Origin of the sequence: Marinobacter antarcticus (genome assembly GCF_011049865.1) — a bacterium.
In the GTDB taxonomy this organism is placed as follows: domain Bacteria; phylum Pseudomonadota; class Gammaproteobacteria; order Pseudomonadales; family Oleiphilaceae; genus Marinobacter; species Marinobacter antarcticus_A.
Map to the genome: position 1 here is coordinate 1 of NZ_DRGY01000116.1, position 24,990 is coordinate 24,990.

At 54.9% G+C, this 24,990-nt stretch carries 21 protein-coding genes; 11 read left to right on the forward strand and 10 right to left on the reverse strand.

Features of this window, described 5'->3' with window-relative positions; translation table 11 throughout:
* Positions 1–60 precede the first annotated feature (60 nt).
* The gene (locus ENI00_RS14255) at positions 61–534 is read left to right on the forward strand and encodes a Dps family protein (RefSeq protein ID WP_304103798.1); all 474 of its coding nucleotides are present in this window, start codon (positions 61–63) and stop codon (positions 532–534) included.
* 66 nt (positions 535–600) lie between these two features.
* On the opposite strand, the gene ENI00_RS14260 is transcribed toward ENI00_RS14255, so the two are convergent.
* The 5 genes from ENI00_RS14260 to ENI00_RS14280 form a co-directional block, all read right to left on the reverse strand.
* Complete coding sequence (locus ENI00_RS14260; RefSeq protein ID WP_304103801.1) at positions 601–1,761, reverse strand: NAD(P)/FAD-dependent oxidoreductase; 1,161 nt, start codon at positions 1,759–1,761, stop codon at positions 601–603.
* Between the two features lie 11 nt (positions 1,762–1,772).
* Entirely contained in the window at positions 1,773–3,098 is a 1,326-nt protein-coding gene (locus ENI00_RS14265; RefSeq protein WP_304103803.1) for an SAM-dependent methyltransferase, read from the reverse strand.
* A gap of 192 nt (positions 3,099–3,290) precedes the next feature.
* Positions 3,291–4,586, reverse strand: a complete 1,296-nt coding sequence (locus tag ENI00_RS14270) for a TRAP transporter large permease (RefSeq protein ID WP_304103806.1) — start codon at positions 4,584–4,586, stop codon at positions 3,291–3,293.
* On the reverse strand, positions 4,583–5,128 hold the full coding sequence (locus ENI00_RS14275) for a TRAP transporter small permease subunit (RefSeq protein WP_304103808.1): 546 nt from the start codon (positions 5,126–5,128) through the stop codon (positions 4,583–4,585). Before ENI00_RS14275 ends, ENI00_RS14270 begins: the two co-directional genes overlap by 4 nt.
* A 100-nt stretch (positions 5,129–5,228) precedes the next feature.
* Positions 5,229–6,305 carry a TRAP transporter substrate-binding protein gene (locus tag ENI00_RS14280; RefSeq protein ID WP_304103811.1) on the reverse strand — a complete coding sequence of 359 codons (1,077 nt, stop codon included), beginning with the start codon at positions 6,303–6,305 and terminating at the stop codon, positions 5,229–5,231.
* 229 nt (positions 6,306–6,534) lie between these two features.
* Here ENI00_RS14280 and ENI00_RS14285 point away from each other — a divergent pair, with 229 nt between their 5' ends.
* Complete coding sequence (locus ENI00_RS14285) at positions 6,535–7,602, forward strand: beta-N-acetylglucosaminidase domain-containing protein (RefSeq protein ID WP_304103814.1); 1,068 nt, start codon at positions 6,535–6,537, stop codon at positions 7,600–7,602.
* A 75-nt stretch (positions 7,603–7,677) separates the two neighbouring features.
* On the opposite strand, the gene ENI00_RS14290 is transcribed toward ENI00_RS14285, so the two are convergent.
* Together ENI00_RS14290 and ENI00_RS14295 are read right to left on the reverse strand one after the other, a co-directional pair.
* Positions 7,678–8,388, reverse strand: coding sequence for an SIMPL domain-containing protein (locus ENI00_RS14290; RefSeq protein WP_304103817.1), 711 nt, complete (start codon positions 8,386–8,388; stop codon positions 7,678–7,680).
* Entirely contained in the window at positions 8,385–9,398 is a 1,014-nt protein-coding gene (locus tag ENI00_RS14295; protein WP_304103820.1) for a ChaN family lipoprotein, read from the reverse strand. Before ENI00_RS14295 ends, ENI00_RS14290 begins: the two co-directional genes overlap by 4 nt.
* Positions 9,399–9,460: 62 nt before the next feature.
* On the opposite strand from ENI00_RS14295, the gene dauA reads away from it, so the two are divergent.
* From dauA to ENI00_RS14330, 7 genes are all read left to right on the forward strand, one after another.
* Positions 9,461–11,233: a C4-dicarboxylic acid transporter DauA gene (dauA, locus tag ENI00_RS14300; protein WP_304103823.1), complete on the forward strand. Its 1,773-nt coding sequence runs from the start codon at positions 9,461–9,463 to the stop codon at positions 11,231–11,233.
* An 11-nt stretch (positions 11,234–11,244) separates the two neighbouring features.
* On the forward strand, positions 11,245–13,215 hold the full coding sequence (locus ENI00_RS14305; RefSeq protein WP_304103854.1) for a CASTOR/POLLUX-related putative ion channel: 1,971 nt from the start codon (positions 11,245–11,247) through the stop codon (positions 13,213–13,215).
* Positions 13,216–13,383: 168 nt separating this feature from the next.
* Entirely contained in the window at positions 13,384–14,973 is a 1,590-nt protein-coding gene (locus ENI00_RS14310; protein ID WP_304103826.1) for an isocitrate lyase, read from the forward strand.
* Positions 14,974–15,417: 444 nt separating this feature from the next.
* The gene (locus ENI00_RS14315) at positions 15,418–16,509 is read left to right on the forward strand and encodes a hypothetical protein (RefSeq protein ID WP_304103829.1); all 1,092 of its coding nucleotides are present in this window, start codon (positions 15,418–15,420) and stop codon (positions 16,507–16,509) included.
* Between the two features lie 54 nt (positions 16,510–16,563).
* Positions 16,564–16,914: a hypothetical protein gene (locus ENI00_RS14320; protein WP_304103831.1), complete on the forward strand. Its 351-nt coding sequence runs from the start codon at positions 16,564–16,566 to the stop codon at positions 16,912–16,914.
* Positions 16,915–16,927: 13 nt separating this feature from the next.
* Entirely contained in the window at positions 16,928–17,620 is a 693-nt protein-coding gene (locus ENI00_RS14325; protein WP_304103834.1) for a C39 family peptidase, read from the forward strand.
* 4 nt (positions 17,621–17,624) lie between these two features.
* Positions 17,625–18,116 (forward strand): hypothetical protein, encoded by a 492-nt coding sequence (locus ENI00_RS14330; RefSeq protein WP_304103837.1) that lies wholly within the window; start codon positions 17,625–17,627, stop codon positions 18,114–18,116.
* 28 nt (positions 18,117–18,144) lie between these two features.
* Here the strand turns inward: ENI00_RS14330 and ENI00_RS14335 are convergent, their stop codons facing one another.
* The gene (locus ENI00_RS14335; RefSeq protein WP_304103839.1) at positions 18,145–19,206 is read right to left on the reverse strand and encodes a transporter; all 1,062 of its coding nucleotides are present in this window, start codon (positions 19,204–19,206) and stop codon (positions 18,145–18,147) included.
* Entirely contained in the window at positions 19,203–20,594 is a 1,392-nt protein-coding gene (locus ENI00_RS14340; protein ID WP_304103842.1) for a sigma-54-dependent transcriptional regulator, read from the reverse strand. The genes ENI00_RS14335 and ENI00_RS14340 overlap by 4 nt, the downstream gene beginning before the upstream one ends.
* Before the next feature lie 359 nt (positions 20,595–20,953).
* On the opposite strand from ENI00_RS14340, the gene ENI00_RS14345 reads away from it, so the two are divergent.
* On the forward strand, positions 20,954–22,777 hold the full coding sequence (locus tag ENI00_RS14345; protein ID WP_304103845.1) for an SLC13 family permease: 1,824 nt from the start codon (positions 20,954–20,956) through the stop codon (positions 22,775–22,777).
* Between the two features lie 35 nt (positions 22,778–22,812).
* Positions 22,813–24,186: a selenoneine synthase SenA gene (gene senA / locus ENI00_RS14350; protein WP_304103848.1), complete on the forward strand. Its 1,374-nt coding sequence runs from the start codon at positions 22,813–22,815 to the stop codon at positions 24,184–24,186.
* A gap of 24 nt (positions 24,187–24,210) precedes the next feature.
* Here senA and ENI00_RS14355 read toward each other — a convergent pair.
* A partial coding sequence (locus ENI00_RS14355; RefSeq protein ID WP_304103851.1) for an NAD-binding protein occupies positions 24,211–24,990 on the reverse strand: 780 nt, incomplete at its 5' end.

Consider the following 24,990-nt stretch of genomic DNA (forward strand, 5'->3'; position numbering starts at 1 on the left):
AAAGTAAGCCTAACTTGGATATAACAGCTTCGGATATAACAGCGTCAAAGGAGACAGGTAATGGGCAAGAATTTCATTGGTCTGGATACGGAAAAAACGGTAAAAATGGCCGATTCTCTCAACGATCTGCTATCCAACTATCAGATCTTTTACATGAACGTGCGGGGTTATCACTGGAACATCAAGGGTGATAATTTCTTTGAGCTTCACGTTAAATTTGAAGAGTTGTACGACGATTTGCTGTTGAAGATTGATGAAGTTGCAGAGCGTGTTCTCACGATCGGGCACCGCCCGGCCCACGCATACAGCACCTACATGGAGCGTTCGGACATACCTGAGCAAAAAGATGTGTCGGATGGCAAGCAAGCCATGGAGAATATACTGGACAGCTTTGCCAAGCTGATTGGTAAACAGCGGGAATTGTTGAGCCTGGCCGGTGATGCTGAGGATGAAGGCACGGTCGCGTTAATGAGCGATTACATTGCCCAGCAGGAAAAAACGGTCTGGATGTACCGCAGTTACCTGGGGCACTGAGGCCTGCGGGCGTTTATCTGGCGGCCATTTGGCCGCCTTTTTTTCATCGGTGTAAAACAGGCTGATTTACGTGCCAACGGTCAGGGGCTTTACTTGCTGGTGTAAAAACCATCGTTCGGTGACGACCTGACGCGTAAACCAGTGCGATCGCATCAATGTGCTCGCCAAGGGCATTTTGATCCAGTCGGGCACTTGAAAGCTCTCTCGAAAGCCGTCTTTAAGGCTCTCCTCAAAGCCCTCCTCTGTGACCGGCCTGCGATGACCAAAGCGTTCTGCAACCGCATCACCGTATGCCTGCAAAGAGGCGGCGGAGACATCCGGAGCCTGCCGAATGACATCGGCCGCCAGTAATGCGGATTCGATCGCCGGGCGAATACCCTCTCCGCTTTGTGCATAGGCAAGCCCGGCCGCATCGCCAATCAGCAGCAAGCCATCATTTACCAGCGGTCGTGCTGCATGGTCGTAGAGTAAATAAGCATGGCCTTTGAAGCGGCCGGGCAGCGCCTCGGGAAGTCGGCCAGCGGCGCTCATGGCCGCCACGAACTCCTGCAAGTGTTTGGTCAGCTTGTGATTGTCTTCCCGCCCGAGGCCAATGTTCAAATAGTTACCTTTGCGAAAGATCCAGGCATAGCCTTTGAGATCCCGGCAAAACCAGAGCTCCGGTGTGTCGCCCCGGGCTTCGCAGGTTCTTGCTTGTTCGTGAGTCATTTCGAACTCGATTTCCTTGGCGGCCACAACGGTTTCATGGCTTCCCGGGCCATCGCCAGTCAGCATGGCAACCGGACAGAAATGCCCGCCGGCGCCCACCAGTAACGGCGTTGACCAGGTATCGTTGATCAGCCAGTGACCCGCTTTACGAGTGATGCTTTTAATCGGTGTGTCAAGTTGTTTGGGCGTGTTTGTACGGCTTAGCAGGTAGTTGTCGAACTCACACCGGCGAATGCCGTAGCTGACGACCCTGCCGTGATCATTTTCAACGGCAGGCTGCCCCATCATCCCGATCCGGAAGCGCCGTATGGGTTGAAGCGTGAGGGCATTTGCGTATTCGGCGAGATCAATATCCAGGGCTTCCATCACGGCAGGTGTGACCCAGCCAGCGCAGGTTTTATCCCTGGGGAAATGCGCTTTATCGATCAATAAAACGCGTTTTCCGCTGCCTTCAAGCGCTTTTGCCAAGGTGGATCCTGCGGGGCCTGCCCCCACAATAATCAGATCGTAAGCGTCCATATCCAGTAACCTCAGGTAGCTTCGGCGGCAGCGGGGACGCTGTAGAGATCCTGACGTGTTGCGGGCAGTTCGTTGTTGTCACCGTGGGTAAACACAACCTGAAAAAGCTGCAGCGAACCCGCCCGGAAGGCCGCGACGGAACCGGCAAGGTACATGCGCCAGGCCCGGGTAAAGTACTCATCGTGCATGTTGCAGATGGCCTCTTCCGCTGCATCAAAGCGCTCGATCCAGGCGTTCAAAGTGCGGGCGTAGTGAAGCCGGAGATTTTCGACATCCAGCACAGAAAAATCTCCGTGCTCGCACAGCGCCATGAACTCGCCAATGCTGGGGGGGTATGCCCCCGGAAATATGCGCTTCTCGATCCACGTGTTCATCAGCATGGGCTGGTTACGGCCAATACTGTGAATGAGCGCGATGCCCTTGGGCTTCAGTGAACGTTTGATGGTTTCTGCCAGAGCGAAGTAGTTCTCCTTGCCAACGTGTTCCAGCATGCCAATCGAGACGAACGCGTCGTATTGGCCCTTAATATTGCGATAGTCGTCCTCAACATAGTCGATCAGGGTGTCCAGGCCCCGTTTGCGAGCCTGTTCCCGGGCATAGACGGTCTGCTCCCGGGAGATGTTGTACGCGTGGACCTTTACCCCGTAATGTCGTGCCATGTAGCGCGCCAGTCCGCCCCAGCCGCAACCCGCCTCCACCACCGTCATGCCAGGTTTTAGCCTGAGCTTTCTGCATACGTGTTCCAGCTTGGCCAGTTGAGCTTGTTCAAGGCTCAAGTCGGGCCGCTCATAGTAGGCGCAGGTGTACTGCATTTCCGCCTGATCGAGCCAGAGCCGGTAAAAGTCATTGCCCAGATCGTAATGATGGTGGATGTTCTCCCGAGCTTCGGAAAACCCGGCCGCTCTGGGCGCATGATTGCGCCAGAGAGCCTCCAGCCAGCGCGGCCATTTTTGCTGGGCTTGATGAATCGTTCGGTAAAGCGTCTCCATCAGATCCGACAAATCGCCCTCTATATCAAGACGACCGGCACTGTATAGATCACCGAATGCCAGATTAGGGTTGGCGACCAACGCGTATAGCGCCTTTGGATCAGCAAGATGCAGAGTAAACTTGGCGGGTTGTTCACTGGGCTCAATGATGTCGTCGTTCCAGAGCCGGAAGCGAATCGGGGGCGATCCGGCCATGCGCAATAACTTGGCCACCAGCCAGCGTTCATGGGTGTGAGGCGCGCGATCCACGTGAGTGCTTTGCAAAGGCAGGTTCAGGATGCGGGATTTTTCATTGTGTTCATTAAATCCGGCGTTTTCGCCAGGTTTGCGAACGCTTTTCTGGTTCACGGATCTTGTCCCCTTTTTTCACCTCAACATCGCTGTTCAGGCTGGCGGCTGGGCGCAGGGCTAGTCCCGAATACCTGTCTGAGAACTGCCGGCTATCCGTTCAGTATAGGAAATGTTTTGTCTTTGTCAGGTATGTGGGGTAGGGAGGAGGGAAGTCGGCAACCGGGCCAGTCGACCCGGTTGCGCGATAAATCAGTAAGAAGAGCTCATACCGAACCATTCAGGGAAAATTACGATCAGCGCCAACACAAGCACCTGTATGAGGATGAACGGCACCACCCCCTTATAGATATCGATCGTTCGTACTTGCGGTGGTGCGACCCCTTTAAGGTAAAACAACGCGAACCCGAAAGGCGGTGTCAGAAAGCTGGTTTGCAGGTTCATGGCGATAAGAATGGCAAACCAGAGCATGTTTATGCCCATGGCCTCAGCTACCGGCGCCAGAATGGGCACAATGATGAAGGAGATTTCCACAAAATCTATGAAGAAGCCCAGCACCATGATGACCAGCATGGAGAGGATGATGAAGCCCCACTTCTCACCGGGTAGCTGCAACATCCAGTCTTCCAGCAGGTAATCGCCACCGGTGTAGCTGAAGACCATGGAGAATGCGGTAGCGCCGATCAGAATGGCGAACACCATGGCCGTAACCTTGACCGTATCTTTCGACGCATCCCACACCATCCGGAATGAGAACTGGCGGTAGATGATGGCCAGAACAAGGGCACCGACACCGCCCAGTGCGGACGATTCCGTGGGTGTGGCAATGCCGGCAAAGATTGAGCCGAGCACAATGATGATCAGTGCCAGTGGCGGAATGATCGCCAGCAGCGCGTTCATGACCTCTTTTTTGCGGGAGATGCTGTTGTCTTCCGGCATGGGCGGGGCGGTTTCTGGCCGGAATCGCGTCATGATCAGGATGTAAACAACATAGAGCCCGATGAGAACCACGCCCGGCCCGACAGCAGCCCTGAACAAATCGCCTACCGGAAGACCCAGCACATCACCCAGAATGATCAGAATGATGGACGGCGGAACGATCTGGCCCAGCGTGCCGGCAGCACAGATGGTGCCGGTTGCCAGGCGTTTATCATAATTGTGGGCAAGCATAACGGGCAATGAGATCAGGCCCATAGCAACAACGCTTGCGCCCACGACGCCAGTGGATGCCGCAAGCAGGGCGCCTACCAGAATGGTCGAAATCGCCAGGCCTCCGGGTAGACCGCCAAACAGACGACCCATAGAGGTTAACAGTTGCTCGGCCAGGCGCGTACGTTGCAGGATAACACCCATGAAAATAAACAGGGGCACCGCCATCAGAACGGTATTTTGCATAACGCTCATGATGCGATAAGGCATGAAAGCGAACAGATCCATGCCTTGGGCATAGATGCCAAAAACCAAAGCAACGCCGCCAAACGTAAAGGCGACAGGGAAGCCCAGCATCAGCATGAAAAGGGCGGCGAGGAACATAATCATGCCGATCATGCGAGTCCCTCCCCACCTTCCTCTACGTCATACTGTTTTTCGCCAGACATAACGCGCAGGGCGAACGTCGCCATATTGAGACCGGCAATGGCGATAAAAAATGCGGTAAGAGGAATCACAGATTTGATAATCCAGCGTTGGGGCAGGCCACCGGGGTCGCCGCTGCCTTCGCCCATGGTGTAAGAATCCAGTGCGAAATCGTAACCGTAAATGCCAATCAGCCAGGCGAAGGGTACGACAAAAAACAGGGCGCCTGCGAGATTAATCCAGGCCTTGGTTTTATCGCTCCACTGGGAATAGAGCACGTCTACCCTTACATGACCGTCTGTACGCAGAGCGTAGGGAATGCCGAGCAAGAAAACGATTGAGTAAAGGTGCCACTCCATTTCCTGCATGCCGATGGACACTTCATTGAACGCATAACGGGCAATAACGTCGTAAAAAACGTTACCGGCCATCAGCAGCATGGCAACGCAGGCCACCCAGCCACAAACCATGGACACTCGGGCAAGGCCTTCGTCCACTTTGATAATCCACTGCATCCACAATCCTCTGCCAGCCGGGCTGGCGCTTATACTCGTGCTTTAAACAACAAAACCGGGATCACCTCAGAGCGAACCCGGCTCCATTTCAGTCGGTATCTTACTCGACTGTTGCCATGGTGTTTAGATAGGCACGCAAAGAAATATCCGTATAAGCGCGACTTTGAGCGAGGTAGTCCTCTTGGGATTTTATAATTCTGGCGGCCTGCTCGTTGCTTGCAGCAGTCTCTTTCAAGAGCTTTTTGTTGGCATTGTACATGGCCTGGAAGACATCCTTGGGGAACTGCTTGATCTGCACGTTCGGATAATCTTTCTTGATGGTGGCCCAGGCTTTTGCATTTTCGTGCTGTGAAAGTACCAGCATGTTGTAGGACGACGTGCGCATGGCAACGCGCATGATTTCCTGCAAGTCGGCCGGCAGCTTATTCCAGACATCTTTGTTGATCAGAAATTGAAGCTCAGTAGCTGGCTCGTGCCAACCGGTGTAGTAATAGTCTGCAATTTGCTGGAAGCCAAGGCGGAGATCCAGAGCCGGGCCAACCCACTCAACGGCATCAATGGTATTGCGCTCAAGCGCGGTGTAGAGCTCACCCGGTGCAATGTTGGTCGGGTTAACGCCCACTTCTGCAAAGACCTCACCGGCGAAGCCCGGGATGCGCATTTTCAGGCCCTTGAGGTCGTCCAGTGATTTGATTTCCTTGCGAAACCAGCCGCCCATCTGAACGCCGGTGTTGCCACCGGGGAACGACAGCAAGTTATGGGGCTCATACACTTCCTGCATCAGCTCCATGCCGCCGCCGTGATAGAACCAGGCGTATTGCTCGATGGCGTCCATGCCGAATGGCATGCTGGTGAAGAACAGAGTTTCGGGAACTTTTCCCTTCCAGTAGTAGGACGCGGAGTGGCCCATGTCGTACTGGCCGGCTTTGACCATATCAAACACGCCCAGTGGGGCTTTGTGTTTGTTGGCAGAATCGATGCGGATTTTCAGGCGCCCGTTAGACATTGCCTCGACGGATTTGGCGAAATTCTTAGTGGTTTCGCCGAAAATAGGAAAGTTAGGGCCCCAGGTTTCTGCCAGCCTTAGGGTAATCGTGTCCTGAGCCAGTGCCTGGGTGGAGGCGAACGTGGCTGCCACGGCGAGGATGGCCGCGGAAAAAACGGAACGAATCTTCATTGCTCTTGTGTCCTTTTGTCATTTTTTTGGTAGAGCTTAGAATGTCTTGAGGAAGTCTTACAACTTGTTCACAGTAGCAAGTAATGGAAACCGGTGAAAAGAAAAATCATTCAAAGTACGACATAGGTCGTAGCCTGCTCAGGCAGTCAGCAATACGGACGGGATATACCATTCGCTTGCCGCAGATATACCATGGGGTAATACACCGGGCTTGCGCAGGGAGAAAGCCATGAGCACAACGCTGGGGATTATTGAAGGCTTTTACGGACCGGTTTGGAACTGGCAAGAGCGACAACAACTGGTGCGCGCCCTGGCGCCTCACGGCTACGGCTTTTATCTTTATGCACCGAAGGCCGATGCCTTTTTACGCCGGCGCTGGCAGGAGCCTCATCCCCCTGCGATGGTTGCTGAGCTGGCGGAGTTCGGTCGGTTTTGCCGTCAACACGGGTTGAGATTCGGTATCGGATTGAGCCCTTTCGAGATCTTTAACCGTTTTGATGATGCTGCCCGGACCGCGCTCGCTGCGAAGCTTGAACTGCTTGATCGCATCGGGATTGATGAGTTGGCAATCTTGTTTGATGACATGCGTGCAGACACCCCTGCGCTTGCGGAGACCCAAGTGGACATCATGCATTGGATCCGTGAGCGCACCCGGGCTCGCCATCTGTCAGTATGTCCCAGCTACTACTCCGACGACCCGGTGCTGGATCGTGTTTTCGGTGAACGACCAACAGCCTATCTCGAAACCCTCGGCCGCCTGCTGGACCGGAGCATTCAGGTATTCTGGACCGGCGAGGAAGTCTGTTCCAGAGAGATTTCTCCCGGGCACCTCAAGCGCGTGAGTGATCAACTTGGGCGCAAGCCTGTGCTCTGGGACAATTATCCGGTGAATGATGGCGATCGTATGTCCCGGCATCTTCATTTGCGGGCGTTTACCGGCCGCCCGGCGGCCAACAGCGCGTATATAGCGGGGCACGGAATTAATCCGGCGTTACAGCCGGTGTTAACCGCCATTCCCGCAATAACGCTGGCTGAATCTTACCGTCTGGGCACGGAATACCAATATGGGCAGGCATTTCGCCATGCTGCGAAGGAAGTGCTCGGGCGGGAACTTGCAGACCAGCTTCACGCCGATCTGCTGGTGTTTCAGGACGCCGGTCTTGGGCGTATCAGCGAAGAAAAGCGGCAAAGCCTGCTGCGCACGTATGATGTTTATGAGCACCCCGCAGCCAGCGAAATCCTCCGCTGGCTGGAAAGTGAATACCAGGTAACCGACGAGATGGTTCAGACTCAGTAGCGCCGTGATGCTTTGCTACTTTACTAGGCGAAGCGGATCTACCTTAAACTACGCGAAGCGGTGCTATCTTGAGTACTATCTTAAATAGTACTCAACGGTTGAAACCACGCGCACGGTCTTCCCCGGTTGCTGTTGTTCGGAAATGCCCGGGGCCTGATCCCGGGCGAGTATCTGGAATACGCCCTGATTGGCCCGGCGCAGTTCACCCAGCTCGGTTTTTGCATCGTCCGCAAACTGACTGGCGGCTTCACGGGCCGATGCGGTTGCTTCGGCGATCATGTCGGGTTTGATGTCATTCAGCCCGTTAAACACATAGGTCGGGCCGCTCGGGCCATAGTCGGATGACAGCACGACGCCCGAGTCAACCAGTTCGCTTACAGCCTGTGCCGCCTGGCGGATTTTTTCTATATCTTCACTGCGCACCATCAGAGTTTGGCTGATGATGAATTTCTGTTCGTTGTTATTATCCTGATACGGGTTGGCGCGCGTATCCGTAACGTCCAGGCGTTGAAGTTCCACCGCGCTGTCGCTGATGGCCTGCAGCTTCAAAAAAGCCATGATGGCGTTGCGGCTGCTGCGCGCCTTTTCCTGGGCAACGCTGAGACTTGCCCCTGTAGCCACAAAACGGACCGGCCACAAAGCCAGGTCGGCATAGACATCCCGCTCAGCCACACCTTTTACGGTTACGTAGCGATCACCGGTTCGCAGATCGGTCAGGCCGTCACTGATCAGCGACGCAGAAACAATGGCGCTTAAACCCAGAATAAATGCAGCAATGACTTTCATGGGGTATCTCCCTGACAGGTGTCTTTGATAGGTTGGCGGAATCGCGCAAGCATCGCCTTGTGTTCACGGGCTTCATCAACAAACTCATCCGGCAGCGGCTGCACGAAGTAAATAAAATTGCCTTTTATGCGATTGTCCTGCAGCGGCGCCTTGTCTGAATTCTGTGGCCATACTACCGGTGAAATAACCACAACCGAAACGTCTGGCGCCCGCCGCTTGAGTAAAGCAACGGTGCCGAGGCGCTCTTCGCTGTGGAAGGTGCCGGTGGTATGGATAATCTGATGGTGCGGGTATGCAACACGGGCCGCCAGTATTTGGCTTGCCATGGTGTTATCCCGTAATAACTGCGCCTTATAGGTATTGTCCAGGCGTTGGCGCATGGTTTCGTTGGCCTCGGCGTGGCTGGAAGTAATCGCCGCATTGAACTTTTCGCGGTAGGCGGGGGTATCCATAAACGGATGCTCAGGCAACTGGGCCCGCTCACCGGCAGGCAGTTTGCTTAGATAATCCGGCCCGGTACGGCCAACACAGCGCACGATCGACGCGGGCGCATTCGCAGCAATAACCGGCAATGTGTGTTGCCGTGCAAACTCCACCAGAGGGCGGTAGGACGCACGGTAATTGTCCCAGGCTTTGCTGTCTTCAATCATTTCAGTTTCGCCGGTTGCACCGCTCAAATACGCGTCGACTGCGGCCTGGTGGTCCAGGTTGAACTGCTCCATCGACAGTAATTGCCGAGGTTGCCAGCGGTAGAGCGCAGCCTGTATCTGTGACTGCAGAAGATGCGAGGCCTGGTGGCCGTGGTATTCCCCAATCACTACCACATCGGTGGACGCCAGTCTTTCAGCGAGTGTTTCTACAGTAAGCACAGTGTCATCACTGGAATCAATCAGCAGCGTTTCATACAGAGTTTGTGGCTTGGGCGCGGCGCTGTTGGGGGGCATCATGACGGCACACCCCGTGAGTTCAATGATCAGTACAACCAACACGGAAACCAATAATTTTTTCATGGAAAAATTATATATGATGTATGGCCTCTCCACCTGTACGTATTCCCGGACCTGAGGTCAGTATGCCCCATCGCGCTCACCTTTTTTCACTCCGACTTGCTCATGCGTTCAGAGAAGCCTGCGTTGATCAGCCTTATAATAGCCGCCGCTTTCTGCGCGACCTCATGGCCGGCGTTACGGTGGGCATTATCGCAATACCCTTGGCCATGGCGCTGGCTATCGCAAGCGGTGTAGCACCCCAGTATGGTCTTTACACCGCGTTTATTGGCGGTTTCGTTATTGCGCTTACGGGTGGAAGTCGTTTCAGTGTATCCGGCCCTACTGCGGCTTTTGTCGTTATTCTCTATCCTATCGCTCAGGCCTACGGCTTGGGTGGGCTGTTGCTGGCCACCCTGATGTCAGGCGTTCTATTGATCATTATGGCGATCATGCGCCTTGGCCGATTTATTGAATACATTCCGGAATCCGTCACGCTCGGATTCACCGGCGGCATTGCAGTGGTTATCGCAACCCTGCAGGTGAACGATTTTTTCGGCTTGTCTGTCGAGACTATGCCGGAGCAATACTGGGACAAGCTGGCCGCGCTGGCGCAGGCTTTTCCGGCTCTGGATGCGATGAGCGCATTGGTGGCGGCGGTTACGCTTGCGGTCATGCTGTTCTGGCCGCGCCTGAAAACTCCGGTACCGCCCCATCTTCCGGCGGTAGTGATCGGAAGTCTGCTGGCCCTATGGCTTAACGCAAACGGCGCTGAGGTGGACACGATAGGATCACGATTCAGCTATCTGTTGCCAAGTGGCGAAGCCGGCGCGGGCATCCCGCCCTTTCTACCAGAGTTTATCTGGCCCTGGCAGCAGGCGAATGCCAGCGGCGAGGCGATCGGGTTGTCATGGAGCATGGTGCGGGAGCTGTTACCGGCCGCGTTTGCTATCGCCATGCTTGGTGCTATTGAATCGCTGCTTTGTGCGGTGGTGCTTGACGGGATGACGGGAAAGCGCCACAGCGCAAACAGTGAATTGATGGGGCAGGGGCTTGGAAACATTGTCGCGCCATTTTTCGGGGGCATTACGGCAACTGCGGCCATCGCGCGCTCCGCTGCTAATTACCGCGCCGGCGCAGAGTCGCCCGTGGCGGCCATGGTGCATGCAGTCGTTGTTTTGCTGGCTTTGGTATCGCTGGCCGGCGTGCTGGCCTACCTGCCTATGCCAGCAATGGCGGCGCTGCTGATCATGGTAGCCTGGAACATGAGTGAGGCACCCAAGGCGGTTCATCTTTTAAAGACAGCACCGCGCAGTGACATTCTGGTCTTCCTGACCTGTTTTTCCCTGACAGTGGCCCTGGATATGGTTATTGCCATTACCACTGGCGTTTTGCTGGCCACAGTTCTGTTCATGCGTGAAATGGCAGAGATGACCAAGGTGACGGATATCACCACCGGTAAACGCGTTAGCGAAGAAAACCTGCCGGGTGGATGGCGGGTGTTCAAGATTAATGGCCCGCTGTTTTTTGCAGCGGCAGATCGTATCTTTGGTGAACTTGCGGCACTATCCCGGAACGTTGATGGTTTCATTCTGTATATGGATGGCGTTACCCTCCTCGATGCTGGCGGTTTGTCTGCCCTCAACAAACTGATTGCCACCTGCCAGAGCGATGGCACCCGCATTGTGATTGCAGATTTACAGTCCCAGCCTCAACGAACGCTGATGCGCGCAGGTCTGGAGTCAGTTGAGGGTGTTCTGCAATTTGCGTCGTCGCTGCGAGAGGCTCTGGCATTGCCCTTATTGCCCAGGGTGGAACCTGGCCCAACGCTTTCCAGCATCTCCGGATCTGACTCATGAAAAAAACTGCCATCCTGCCTTTTCGCGTCGTCGACCGTGTGAAATTTATTGTTGAGCGACAGCTAGTGAAGGGCGCCGGTTTCCAACTGATGGTGGTCGGTATTTTTATCGGCCTGATTTCCCTGATTGGCGGCTTGCTGGTTGTGCCTCAGGGCGGCGATTTTGCTGATCCCGGGTCGGCCGTGTGGTGGGCTTTTCTTCGGCTCACGGACCCGGGCTATCTGGGCGATGATGTGGGTACCTGGCAGCGAATTGTTTCCACGCTGCTAACTATCAGTGGTTATGTTGTGTTTATGGGTACCCTGGTAGCCATTCTTACCCGTTGGTTGATTGCTAAAATGGCCGACCTTGAGCGCGGGCTTACCCCGGTCACCTTGAAAAACCATGTGGTGGTTCTGGGTTGGACCAGCCAGACCCTGCCGCTGCTGTGTGAACTTTTGAGTTCATCTGGACGCATGCGCCGGTTTCTCGAAAAGCACGATACCCAGAAACTGAACCTGGTGGTGCTGTCCGAGGAGGCTTCCGCAGCGCAGGTTCATGAACTGCGTAACGAACCGGGCATTGGCCGGCGCTCGCGCCAGGTTATTCTGCGTTCGGGATCGGCCATTCAGCCAGACGCCTTGCACAGGGTGGCCTGTCTTGATGCCTCTGCGGTGATCGTGCCCAGCGCCGCCTATGAAGCGGGCAGTTTGATTACGTCGGATGTGGAAACGGTTAAAGCCCTGCTGTCGATAGCGGCGCAGGCAAGACAATACCAGGCACCTTTGCCCTTTGTGGTCGCAGAGATTCAGGATATCCGGAAACTTCCGGTGGTTGAGCGAGCGTATCCCGGGGCTGTAGAGGTGGTGGCTGGTAACGCCACCATCAGCCGTTTGATGGTGCAGAACGTGCTGCATCCGGGCTTGTCGGAAATCTACAACGAATTGCTGACGGCGGGCCAAGGCAATGAAATCTACGTTCGGGGAGGCGAGTCCATAGCGGGCCTGTCGCTGGGAGAACTGGCGTCCGAGCGCCCGGGCGTGATCGTATTGGGGCTGCTACGCTGTTTTGATCGGGATTGTGATCAAGGTTGTGAACAGGGTTGGGACGTTCGGTTAGCGGCGCCATCCGAGACCCGGATCGAAGCGGGGGACCGGGTTGTCATGATGGCCCGGGATTACGCCGAGACAGATGCAGACCCCAAAACGACGGCGTTACCCGAGATCAGCCGGGGTGACGCAAGGCTTTCTGCGCGCGAGAACAAGCTGAAAGGCCGCCGCATTCTGCTGCTCGGCTGGAATCGTCGAGTACCCAGTTTGATGGCTGAGTTTTCCAGTTACGGTCCCGGGCAACCTGTGTTGGATATTGTTTCCGTTGTGCCCATTTCTGAACGTGAGCATGCGCTCAGTCGTTATTTCACCGGAAAACCTCTCGAAAGTTATAGCCATATCGAGGCGGACTACATGGTTGAAGACGAGCTACGCCGAATCAACCCCGCGAGTTATGACACCATCATACTGCTTAGTAGCGACCGATTGGCTTCGGGTGAAGAGGCCGATGCGAGAACGATGGTCGGGTATCTGCAGCTTGAGGATATTTTGACCGAAGCGCCCGGGCGGCCGCAGCTGATTATGGAACTGAGTGATCCGGATAATCGCGATTTATTGTACGGCCACCAAAGCGAAATGCTCATAAGCCCTATGATCCTGAGCCATATTCTGGCTCAGGTAGCGCTGCGACGCGAACTGCGAGTGGTATTGGACGAGTTGTTTACGGTGGGTGGTGCCGAGATCGGATTCCGGGATCCCGATCACTATCCGCTGCCGGCGAGCACGGACTTTCACGTTTTGGAGAAAATACTGGCCGTGGAAGGCGAGATTGCGCTTGGGGTGTTCCGCGCCACAGCCGACGCACGTGGTCGGCACCTGATGTTAAACCCGCCGCGCCGGCAGCGTTTGGAGTTACAGCCCGGCGACCGTTTGGTGGTGCTATGTCAGTCGTGAGACTTGTCGCATAAGCCATTCATGAAAAAAATGCTGAAAATAGATCATATAAATTTCAATTATAAATCTTGAGCTAATAGAGTGTTCGACAACGCAGGCAAACTACGGAACGTTTTGCCCGGAACCAAATAATCAGAACACGTTGTTAACAGACAAAGGATCGCGAACATGCCTTACGCCAAAGACATCGATGCCATTGCTTCCATCCTGAAGCAAAACCCGACCTGGCACGCTATCAACCCTAAGCATGCCGCTCGTATGCGTGCCCAGAACAAGTTTAAAACCGGCCTGGATATCGCCAGGTACACCGCGACGATCATGCGCGAAGACATGGCGAACTACGACAAGGATACGTCCCAGTACACCCAGTCTCTGGGCTGCTGGCACGGCTTTATTGGCCAGCAGAAAATGCTGTCCATCAAGAAGCACTTTGGCACCACCAAGCGTCGTTACCTGTATCTGTCTGGCTGGATGGTTGCGGCTTTGCGTTCCGAGTTCGGCCCGTTGCCTGATCAGTCCATGCACGAGAAAACAGCCGTTTCGGGCCTGATTGAAGAGCTGTACACCTTCCTGCGCCAAGCCGATTCCTGGGAACTGAACCACCTTTTCCGCGCCCTGGAAGACGCTGAAAGTGCTGACGATAACGCCAAGGCCGAAGCGCTGATCAAACAGATTGACAACCATGAAACGCACATTGTGCCAATCATTGCGGACATCGACGCCGGTTTTGGTAATGCCGAGGCGACTTACCTGCTGGCCAAGCAGATGATCGAAGCCGGTGCTTGCTGTATCCAGATCGAGAACCAGGTATCCGATGAGAAGCAATGTGGTCACCAGGATGGCAAGGTAACCGTGCCGCACGCTGACTTCCTGTCCAAGATCAACGCTGTGCGTCTGGCGTTCCTGGAGTTGGGCGTAGACGATGGTGTCATCGTTGCCCGCACGGACTCCCTGGGCGCAGGTCTTACCCAGAAAATCGCCGTAACCAGTGAGCCGGGTGATCTGGGTGACCAATACAACAGCTTTATCGACGGCGACGTTATTGCCAAAGCGGAAGACATCAACAACGGCGATATTGTAATCAAACAGGATGGCAAGCTGGTTAAGCCCAAGCGTTTGGCATCTGGCCTGTTCCAGTTCAAAGAAGGCTCTGGTGAAGACCGTGTTGTTCTGGACTGTATCACCAGCCTGCAGAACGGCGCTGATATGCTGTGGATCGAGACCGAGAAGCCCCACGTTGGTCAGATCGCTGCCATGGTTAACCGCATCAAGGCCGTTGTTCCCGATGCCAAGCTGGTATACAACAACAGCCCGTCGTTTAACTGGACCCTGAACTTCCGTCAGCAGGTATTTGACGCCTGGAAGGAAGAAGGCAAAGACGTATCTGCCTACGATCGTCCCAAGCTGATGAGCGAAGAGTACGACAGCACTGAGCTGGGCCAATTGGCTGACGAATGGACCGCCAACTTCCAGCGTGATGCTGCCCGCGAAGCCGGTGTGTTCCACCATTTGATCACTTTGCCGACATACCATACAGCGGCTTTGTCTACCGACAATCTAGCCAAAGGCTACTTCGGTGACGAAGGCATGCTGGCCTATGTTGCCGGTGTGCAGCGCAAGGAAATCCGTCAGGGTATCGCCACCGTCAAGCACCAGGACATGGCGGGTTCTAACATCGGTGACGACCACAAGGAGTTCTTTGCCGGTGATGCTGCGCTGAAAGCCGGTGGTGGAGACAACACCATGAATCAGTTCTAAGGGAACGGTTCGAATGGTGACTCCCGGGCCTGCTCGGGTGTCAAAAAAGCCCTGCCAAAAAATGGCGGGGCTTTTTTGTGTGTGCTTTGGGCCTGTCGTCATCGACTCTAACTCTGGCTTAAACTCTGACTTTAACTCTCGCTCTGAATTCGACAGTGAGTTTCTTTGGTTATCTGCATGAAAATCCTGAAAAAACTCCGTAAACCCCTGGGCCATGCTAAAAACAGTGTTCCAGTTATGAAACAGGTTCGGGTATGAGCGCCCGTTCCTCTTTCTTTTTAATATCAGAAAAATCGCGATAAATCAGATGCATGTAACTTTTCTTTCGAGGTTGGCACGAGAATCGCTCTTCTACAGGTGTGGATCTGAGCCCTGATGGATTGCGAAGCCCGTGAGTTGGGTCAGGATTCCCGATAAGCCAACAACCTCAAAGGAATTGACGTTATGAATACTAAAAAAAGCATGCTAGCGATTGCTATTGCCGTAGGGTTGGGTATCTCAGGCGCGGCTTTGGCCGACGACCAGGGTGGGGATGGAAGCCCGAATACCAATGCGGATAACACCTCCAGTTCATCAAACAATTCCGGCAATGACAGTTCCGCGAATACTGACAACACCAACAACGCTGACAGTTCTAATAATTCGGACAACTCCAATAATTCGGACAACTCCGATAACAGCACCGGTCTGAACGACGCGTTCAAAATTGTCGACAGTGGCAACGATATGTCGAATAACTCGGACAACTCTGACAATACTGATAACTCGGATAATTCAGACAGCTCCAACAATTCTGATAACTCGGATGGCAGCACCAATCTGAACGATGCGTTCAAGATTGCCGATAGCGGCAACGACATGTCGGATAGCTCGGACAACTCTGATAATTCAGACAGCTCCAACAATTCGGATAACTCGGATGGCAGCACTAACCTGAACGATGCGTTCAAGATTACCGATAGCGGCAACGACATGTCGGACAGCTCGGACAACTCTGATAATTCAGACAATTCTGATAATTCAGACAACTCCGACAACTCCGATAACTCGGATGGCAGCACCAACGTGAACGATGCGTTCAAGGTTGCCGATAGCGGCAATGACAACTCGGACAATTCAGACAACTCCGATAATTCGGATAATTCGGATAACTCCGATAATTCCGACAACTCCGACAACTCGGATAACTCTGACAGCTCAAATAACAGTACGAACGATTCGTTCAATACAGCTGACAGTGGCAACAGCGACAGCTCTGACAACAGCGCTACCGATCTGAACCTTTCAATGGAAGTCTTCATGAACGATGCGCAACTCAGTGGCACCGTCAGTGGAACCAACGTGACCTATGGCGACGCCTCAGGCAAGCGTTCCTACACAGATGCCCGTGCTTCCAACGAGATTTCCGGAGGCTCGGCTAACTTCACCGGTGTCGGTGCGTTTGCCCAGAACGCCGGTGTGGGAAGTGTTACCCAGGCCAACGTAAGCGTTATGTCTAACCTGTCTGCAGGTGGCGGCAGCGGCGGGACCCAGTGAGCAAGCCGGGCCTACACCTCCGGGTGTGGCCCGGCTCCTGCCAGGAGGCATGTCATGGCTAAACACATCAGAGGGATCCTGAGGACTGCCTGTTTATTCGCTGTCATGGGACTGGCCGCCGGGGCGGCCGCCGAGGAATGGATGGACCTGCCGCCGATGAGTGCCGATCAGTTGGAAGCATCCAGCGGGCGCCAGGGGGTTCCGCTCCAGTTGCAGCTCAACGACAATCAGCAGAACGCGATGGTCAGAGGGAATACGTTGTCGGGCCCGTCAACGACCGGCAACAACATGATTTCAGATCAAGCATTCGGGAATATGAGCGGTATTGCCACAGTCATCCAGAACACGGGTAACCAGGTGGTGATTCAGGACAGCACTCAGGTAAACATTCTTATCAATCGCTGACAGGAGGTGGGCCATGGTGAAGCGGAGGCTTGTGATATTCACAGCGGGCGCTGCGATGCTCTGGTCCACTGCTTTTGCCGGTACCGTCGTGTTGCCGGGGCTGGGCGGCGGACTTCAATTGGAAGTTCGCAGTTTCAAAGAGCAACGCTTCAGCTCGATCATGCAGCAGCAGTATGACTTCAGTTGCGGCTCGGCCGCCGTCGCATCGCTACTGTCTTACCATTACGGTCACCCAGTCACCGAGCAGGAAGTCTTCACCGGAATGTTTTCATTGGCAGATCCGGAAAAGGTGCGTCAGGAAGGCTTCTCCATGCTGGATATGAAACGATTTCTGGAGTCCGAAGGTTATCAGGCTGACGGCTTTCGCATGCCGCTGGAAGGTTTGCGGGACAAGGTTCGTCTGCCGGTCATTGTTCTTGTGAATATGAACGGTTTCCGACATTTTGTTGTCATCAAAGGCATCAGTGAGAAAGAAGTGTTTGTCGGTGATCCGGCTCGCGGGCTTAAAGCCTATTCCAGAGCGGAATTTGAAGGCTATTGGAACGGCACCGCCTTTGTTATCCGCAGCAATATCCAACAGGGCCGAGGCACGTTCCTGACAGATGGAAAGTGGCCGCAGATTGTCCGGGCACCTCTGTTCAAGGGCCAGGAAGGGCCATCACTTGGCCATACGCTGCCTTATTGGCCATCCACAAGGGAGTGGTAACGCAATGGTTAGCCTGCAGCGCTTTGTAATGACGGGCTTGGTCTTTGCACTTGGAAGCACAGCGAGTCCTGCGTCGGCCGACGGAACGTTTCTGGCTCAGACCATGAGCGACGGTGAGTTGGCGTCACAGAGGGGCGGCTTCACTCTTAATAATCTCGAGATTTCGATAGGGTTGGAGCAGGTAGTGTCGGTGAATGGCGAAACCCTGGCGGTCAATCGGCTGACAATCCCCAATCTTAATCAGATGGTGAGTGGACAAGCCGTGCCGCATCAGATGGAAACGGTGCTGAGTATCATCAACTCCGGGCAGAATGAGCGGGCTCTTGTCTCAGCTGCTGCAGACGGTGGCAGATGGATGACGCTGATTCAGAATGACCTGAACGGCACCGTCATCCAGAACGCACGACAACTGAACATCGAACTGAACAACCTGGGGGCGGGCTACCGCATTCCGGATAACCTGAGGGACCCCATTCTTCAGTTTCTCGGTCGTTGATCCTCTACGTGCAAATGCAGCCCGTGATCTACAGGCTGATGGGGAGTTTCAGTGTGATCTCGCTGCTCGGAGCATTCTCGGTTACCCCGACATTCACGGTCAGGCTCAGAGTTGTACTGGGCGTCAGCCGGTGTGAGAGCCCGAACGCCAGCGACCCTATCTGGATGCTGTCAAAGTTAGCGGCAAACAGGTCAATATCGCGCTCGTAGGTTGTCTTTTGAATAACCGAATGATCATAACCAAGACTGAATGACGTTCGTTCATTGAATGCGAAACCCATACCAAAACCGAATCGAATCACATCGCCAGGATCAACGGTATTGCCGTTCTCAAAGCCTTTTTCGTCTCTCAGGGTATAAACGTAGCTCAGGTTGCCATAGAGGACCGCCGGATCCGAGGGATAGATGAAGGAGACTCCCGGTTCAAAGGACCAGAATCCGGAGCCTGTCGGGCGTTCTTTGAGCTCAATGCCGATGGGATTGCCTTGGCTGTCGTTAATCACCTGTTGATCAACGTCGTAGGGGCTATTCCCGGTAGGGGCTTTTACCCGAAAGGAGCCAATCACATAGGGCCAACCCTCAATGCCATCGTTCAGTTGGTAGCGAAAAGACAACTCTGCGTCTCCCAGGCCGTTCCCTGAAGACTCCCGGAGTGTATCCACAGGGGTTCCTTGAAATGCCTGTCGTTCCCGAAGATCTTCCTGAATGCTCAGGTAGGGCGCCCGCACGGCTGCCTCAAACCGGCTGGTAAAACCATATTTGAGCGACAGGGCTCCGACAAAAATATCCCGCTGAACTTCTGAAATATTGATCAGGCCTATCAGCAGGGCGGGAATCACGGTGTAGCCCTCCACCGCAACCTGTGTTGCGCTGCTGTGGGCATACGAAAAAGAGGGCTCAATGGTGAACCTTCCCGGCTGGGTAACAATGCCCCGATCAAAACTGATTGAGGCAATGTCTGAGGCTTTCTCCTGAGTTTGTGCATTCTGGGTTGATGCGCTGTTGACCTCGGTATATTCCGGCTTTGCAATGCTTGTTGCAGGAATCATGCATGCGCTTATCGCGAGTAGCAGGCGAGTCTGGGTCTTCATGTCAAATCTCCCTTTCGGTAAGGCCTCTGTCGGGTGCTTTGGCTAAGCGGGCCCGGGTTATACTTTTCCATGAGCCGGTACAATGAAACCCGCGATATTTTCAGGAGTCTTGCGGCCTCGGACATGTTGTAGTTTGCCATTCGGAGGCCACACAACAGTGCCTGCCGATCTGCTCTGGCGCGGAACTCTTTCAGGCTGAGATTGGAGGGTGCGTCAATGCCCGACCGGGGTGGGCTCAGCCCAAGATCACACGCTTCGATGATCGGTCTGTCGCTGAGCAACATTCCCTGTCGCAAACGATTCTGCAACTCCTGGAAGTTGCCCGGCCATGAGTGGTTAACCAGGCTCTGAACCGCGCTTTTACTCAGTCGTTTTTGTTGCGCTTCAGGGGAGGACGTTTCAAGCAGTGAGTGGGCAATCGCCGGTATGTCCTCGCGCCGATTGTTTAAAGGAGGGAGCTCCACTTCAAGGGTGCCAAGCCGGAAGTAAACATCACTTCGGAAACGGCCGAGTGCGACCAGATCGGGTAAAGGCTGACTGGTAATTGAAATGATTCGGCCGTCAACCGGTATCCGGGTGTTGCCTCCGACCCGCTCAATCTCGCCGTCTTGAAGAAACCGCAGGATGGAGGACTGTTGCTCAAGCTTTAGTTCATTAATGCCGGAAAATACCAGTGACCCGCCATTCGCTTGCTCAAGTTTTCCCTGCCGCGAGCTTACCGCGTTGGTAAAGGCGCCCTTTTCATAGCCGAACAGTTCACTCTGGGTGAGTGTGACGGGCAGGGCCGCACAGTTAACGAAAATCAGGGAGCCATTAGCTCGGGTCGAGTTTGTGTGAACGAACCGTGCAGCCGCTTCTTTACCGGTGCCATTTTCTCCGGTGATGAGCACCGGCTCTGGCGTACCGGCGAAACGGCGAAGCAGGTTGCGGACATCGCGAATGGATTGGGAGTCTCCTTCCAATGCCAGGTCCTGATAATCCTGATGCGCAAGATTATTCTCTGGCTCCAGGATTGATGCCATGCCCCACAAGTGTCCGAGCACGGTATTGATGCGCTTGTAATCCACGGGCAATGTATGAAAATCGGAACAGTAGCGTACGATGAGTTTTGCGGTGTGCGTTCCGCTCACGGGCCGCTGGGGAGCGATCGCTACCCAGTATGTCAGGCCAAGTGCATCGATCCAGCTTTCCGGCCAGGGCATGGTCTCCCCCGATAGATTCGGGAATTCCAGCACACCAATGCTGGCTCCATCCGGAACAGCCGCAAAAAGGGGGACCGGACCACCAAGATCGAAATCAATCAGATTCCAGTTTGTTTCCAGTTCCTTACGAATGCCGGTGTTACTGTTTGCCGCTGACAACCAAACAAGCGGTCTCTTTTCCGTCATGGCAAACCTCCACAGAGATGGTGCCGGGAAAATGGGACTGCTGGCCGTTCAGGGTTGCGTTCGTTAACCGGGAGGACGAGGAATTCGGCCACTGCCCTGTTTGGCCCGCTTTGACTGCTTTAGACAGCTTTGATTACTGCATTATTGTTGTCTTTCTTTTTATGAGCAGGTTGTGTGCCAGAAGATAGATAGAGACGGCTATACAGGCGGTTGCAAATTACGGGGGCCCTGAGCGGAATAGAACTGTAAAGGCGGCTGACGCTTGCAGGGGCTTTGTATGCTTTTGGGAGTGCGCCCTTGCACTACTTTATTCTGGCTTTGTTATATTGTGCTATCCATTACGTTTCAGGAGATCGCCTTTGACCATCGAGCAGGGCATTGTATTTGCGGTGCTCGGATTCACCCTCGTCATGTTTGTGTGGAATCGCCTGCGCTTTGATGTGGTGGCCATGTTGGCATTGCTCGCGGTTGCCATTACCGGGCTGGTGCCAACAGAGAAGCTGTTTGCGGGCTTTGGCCACCCCGCCGTGATTACCGTGGCAGCCGTGCTGGTGATCAGCCAGGGCCTGGTGAATGGCGGGGTGGTGGATAACATTGCGCGCTTGCTGGGCAAGATCGGCCACCGCCCGACACTTCAGGTGCTGACGCTGACCAGTGTGGTGGCGCTTTGTTCGGGCTTTATCAATAACGTGGGCGCGCTTGCGCTGCTGATGCCGGTGGCGATCTGGATGTCCCGGGAAGCCGGGCGTTCGCCTTCGTTGCTGTTGATGCCTCTGGCGTTCGGGTCGCTGCTGGGCGGCACCATGACCTTGATAGGCACTCCGCCCAATATCATCATCGCCTCCTACCGTGAAGGCGGCACTTTCGGGCTATTCGATTTTGCTCCGGTTGGCGTGGCTATCACGCTTGCAGGCATTGCGTTCATTACCCTGGTTGGCTGGCGCCTTACTCCCCGGCGTGAGGAGAGCTCCTCCCAGGCCAAGTTGTTCAGTGTTGGCGAGTATTTGACGGAACTGCGTGTACCCAAAGAGTCGGCCCACGCGGGCTCAACGCTGCACAGCCTGCTGACCGGCGCCGGAGACGAGCCCGACGTTGTCGTGCTTGCGCTGATCCGGGGAGAGCAACGACAGACTGCGCCCTCCACCTATAAAGTGTTGCAAGTCGGGGACGTGCTGTTGGTTGAGGCAGACACTACCAGCTTGCAGGCGTTCCTCGATAATACCGGGCTTGAACTTGCGCATCAGGCAACAGGCCCCAACGAAGAAACAGATGATGTGAGTGACCAGCCCATCGAAGAAGAACAGCAGGCGTCTGTTCCTTTAGACAAAGGCGAACTACATCTGGTGGAGGCTGTGATTGCGCCGGAATCGTCACTGGTCGGACAAACGGCAAACCGGCTGCAGCTGCGGGAGCGTTATCAACTCAATATTGTTGCCGTAGCGCGTCTTGGGTACAGGCTTAAACAGCGCTTGGGCGATATACGATTCAATGCCGGTGATATATTGCTGGTACAGGGTTTTGAAGATTCTCTGAGTGGCACTCTGACCGAACTGGGGTGTCTCCCTCTGGCGGAGCGTGGGTTGCGGTTGGGTTCTCCGCGCAACACCGCGATGGCTTCCGGCATATTTCTGGCCAGCATTGCTGCCATTGTGGCGGGTTTGCTCCAGGCACCCGTCGCTCTGGTGGCCGGGGCCGTTGCAATGGTGCTGGTGAAGCTGATGTCGGCAGCGGAGGCTTACAAGTCGATCGACTGGTCGGTGATTGTTTTGCTGGCGGCGATGATACCCGTGGGTCAGGCATTGGAAACCACCGGTGGTGCCGGCCTGATCGCCTCACAAATGCTGGTGTTGGGTGAGGATCTTTCGGTTGCATCGGTACTTGTGATGATATTGGTGGCCACAACGCTGCTGTCCAACGTAGTAAACAATGCAGCGGCCGCGATTGTGGTGGCGCCTATCGCGTTGAGTTTGGCGAGCGAACTGAATATACCCCCGGACGCGGTGTTGATGGCGGTTGCGGTTGGCGCTTCCTGTGCCTTTATGACGCCTATCGGGCATCAATCCAATGCGTTGGTGATGGAGCCAGGCGGATACGAGTTTGGTGACTACTGGCGTCTGGGTTTGCCGTTAACCGTGGTTGTTACGGTTGTCGCAGTGCCCGTCATCATGCTGGTCTGGACCTGATAAACTATGTTGATTCCCCGCTTTAAGGAGCAATGATGGAACCGGAGCAAACACAGCAGGCAGAAATTCTGGCGGGGTTGGCCCTGACGCGGAAGCGAACCCGCGAGCTCATTACATCGCTGGCGGATTCACAGCTTGATGTTCCTTATCATCCGGGTGTGAACCCGCCGCTTTGGGAAATGGGGCACGCTGCCTTTTTCTACGAAGTGTTTGTGTTCAATCTTCTGGATGGGGACGCCAGTTTTGACCCATCTATGGACGATCTGTGGGACTCCTTCCACATCGACCACAAGGATCGCTGGCGTCGTGACCTGTTTCCCGGGCTTGAAAAGACGCTGGCTTATTTTGACCACGTTTACGATAAAATGGCGAAGCGTATTGAGCGCAAACCGCTGACTGATCAGGAAGTGTATCTTTGTCGCTACGCCATTTTTCATCAGAACATGCACATAGAATCGCTGGTGTGGTGCCGCCAGACAGTGGGTTACGCACCGCCTCCGGGAGCGAACTTCGAACGTCCTGCCCCGGTTGAACCCTCGAAGGAGTCTTTAAAGCGCGACGCCGTTATACCAGCGGGTACCTGGCTGATGGGCATGCCAGCTCACTCCTCGCAGTCCTCAACGGTGGATTTCGCGTTCGACAGCGAAAAGCCTCGTCATGCGGTCGACCTGAATGAGTTTGCGATTTCCCGGTGCCTGGTCAGCAATCACGAGTTCATGGCTTTTGTAGAGGATGGAGGCTATCAAAAACCTGAGTTGTGGTCGTTTGGCGGTCAGAAATGGCTGAGAACAGAATCTGACACGACGCTGGTGCACGGGAACGTGGAACCTGCACTGACAACGCCCCGGCATCCGCTGTACTGGCGCTGGCACAATGACCAATGGCAGGAAAGGTTGTTTGACCAGTGGCAACGGTTGAACCCGGCGGCACCCGTTACTCACGTCAGTTACTGGGAGGCCGAAGCATACTGCCACTGGGCGGGGCGGCGGCTGCCTACCGAACAGGAGTGGGAGATAGCGGCGCTTGGTAACCGGCAGGGCGAACCGTTCCACAGGTATCCCTGGGGCAACGAGCCGCCAGAGCCTGTTCATGCGGACATGAACGCAAGCGGTATGGCGCAGAACCCCGTGTCTGATTATCCCGCAGGGGATAGCCCTTTTGGCTGTCGGCAAATGATCGGTACGGTTTGGGAATGGACCACCAGTCAGTTCTTCCCCTATGACGGGTTTTGCACAGACATGTATCCGTTCATGTCAGTGTTGCAGTTCGGGGATCACAAGGTCAGCCGCGGGGGCAGTTGCGCTACGTCATCCAGTCTGATTCGTGGCACCTACCGCCAGGCTTATCTGCCCGAGCGAAACGATGTCTACACGGGGTTTCGGACCTGTGCCTTGCCCGGCGGGAACTAACACCGGCTTATTGCGCTTTCCGGTTTAACTTGCCTCTCCGGGTGGCAGCGGCGGCGCAGGGGGCACCCGCTCTAGCAGGTGGCTTGCCAGAGCTACACCCGTCTCGCTCATGGTCAGGTAGGCGTCATCGGCACCCGCATCGTGAATGCGGTCTGCCTCGTCGGCGTACATGGTATGTGCCACGATATAGCCCGTAAAACCGAGCTTGCGCAGCATGCGTGCGGCAATCAGTTTGGCTTCGATATCACTCATGGCAAGTATGACAGCCTCCAGCGACGGCATGTGAAGGCTTTCCCAGAAGGTGTTGTCTTCGGCGTCTGCAAAGATAACGTTCCGCCCCTCGTGCTGATGCTGCGCCACCTTGGCCGGGTCAGAGTCCAGCGCCATCAGCCTTGGTTCTGTGGCTTTCAGCCAGTCGTAGGATGAGGTGCCGGTGCGGCCCATGCCCATCACCAGAACTCGCGTGTCATCGAGGGAAACAGGCTGCTCATCCGGGTGCCTTCGCATGCTTTCGAAGGGTGTCAGGCGATGACTTAGCCGCTCATACAGCGGGTGAGCGAACCGGTTGAGGGGTGCTGAAATCAGAAAGGACAGCGCAACGGTTATGGCCAGAGGCACCAGCCATTCGGGCAGGGCAATACTGGCGACAATCAGCCCGAATTCACTGTAGTTGGTCAAAGCCAGTGACGTGAGAAAACCGCTGCGGGCGCGCAAACGGAACAACAGCATGAGAAAGAAGAACAGAATGCCCTTGAGGGGCAACACCAGCGCCGCCACAACGGCAAAGATTATGGCATGGGTATC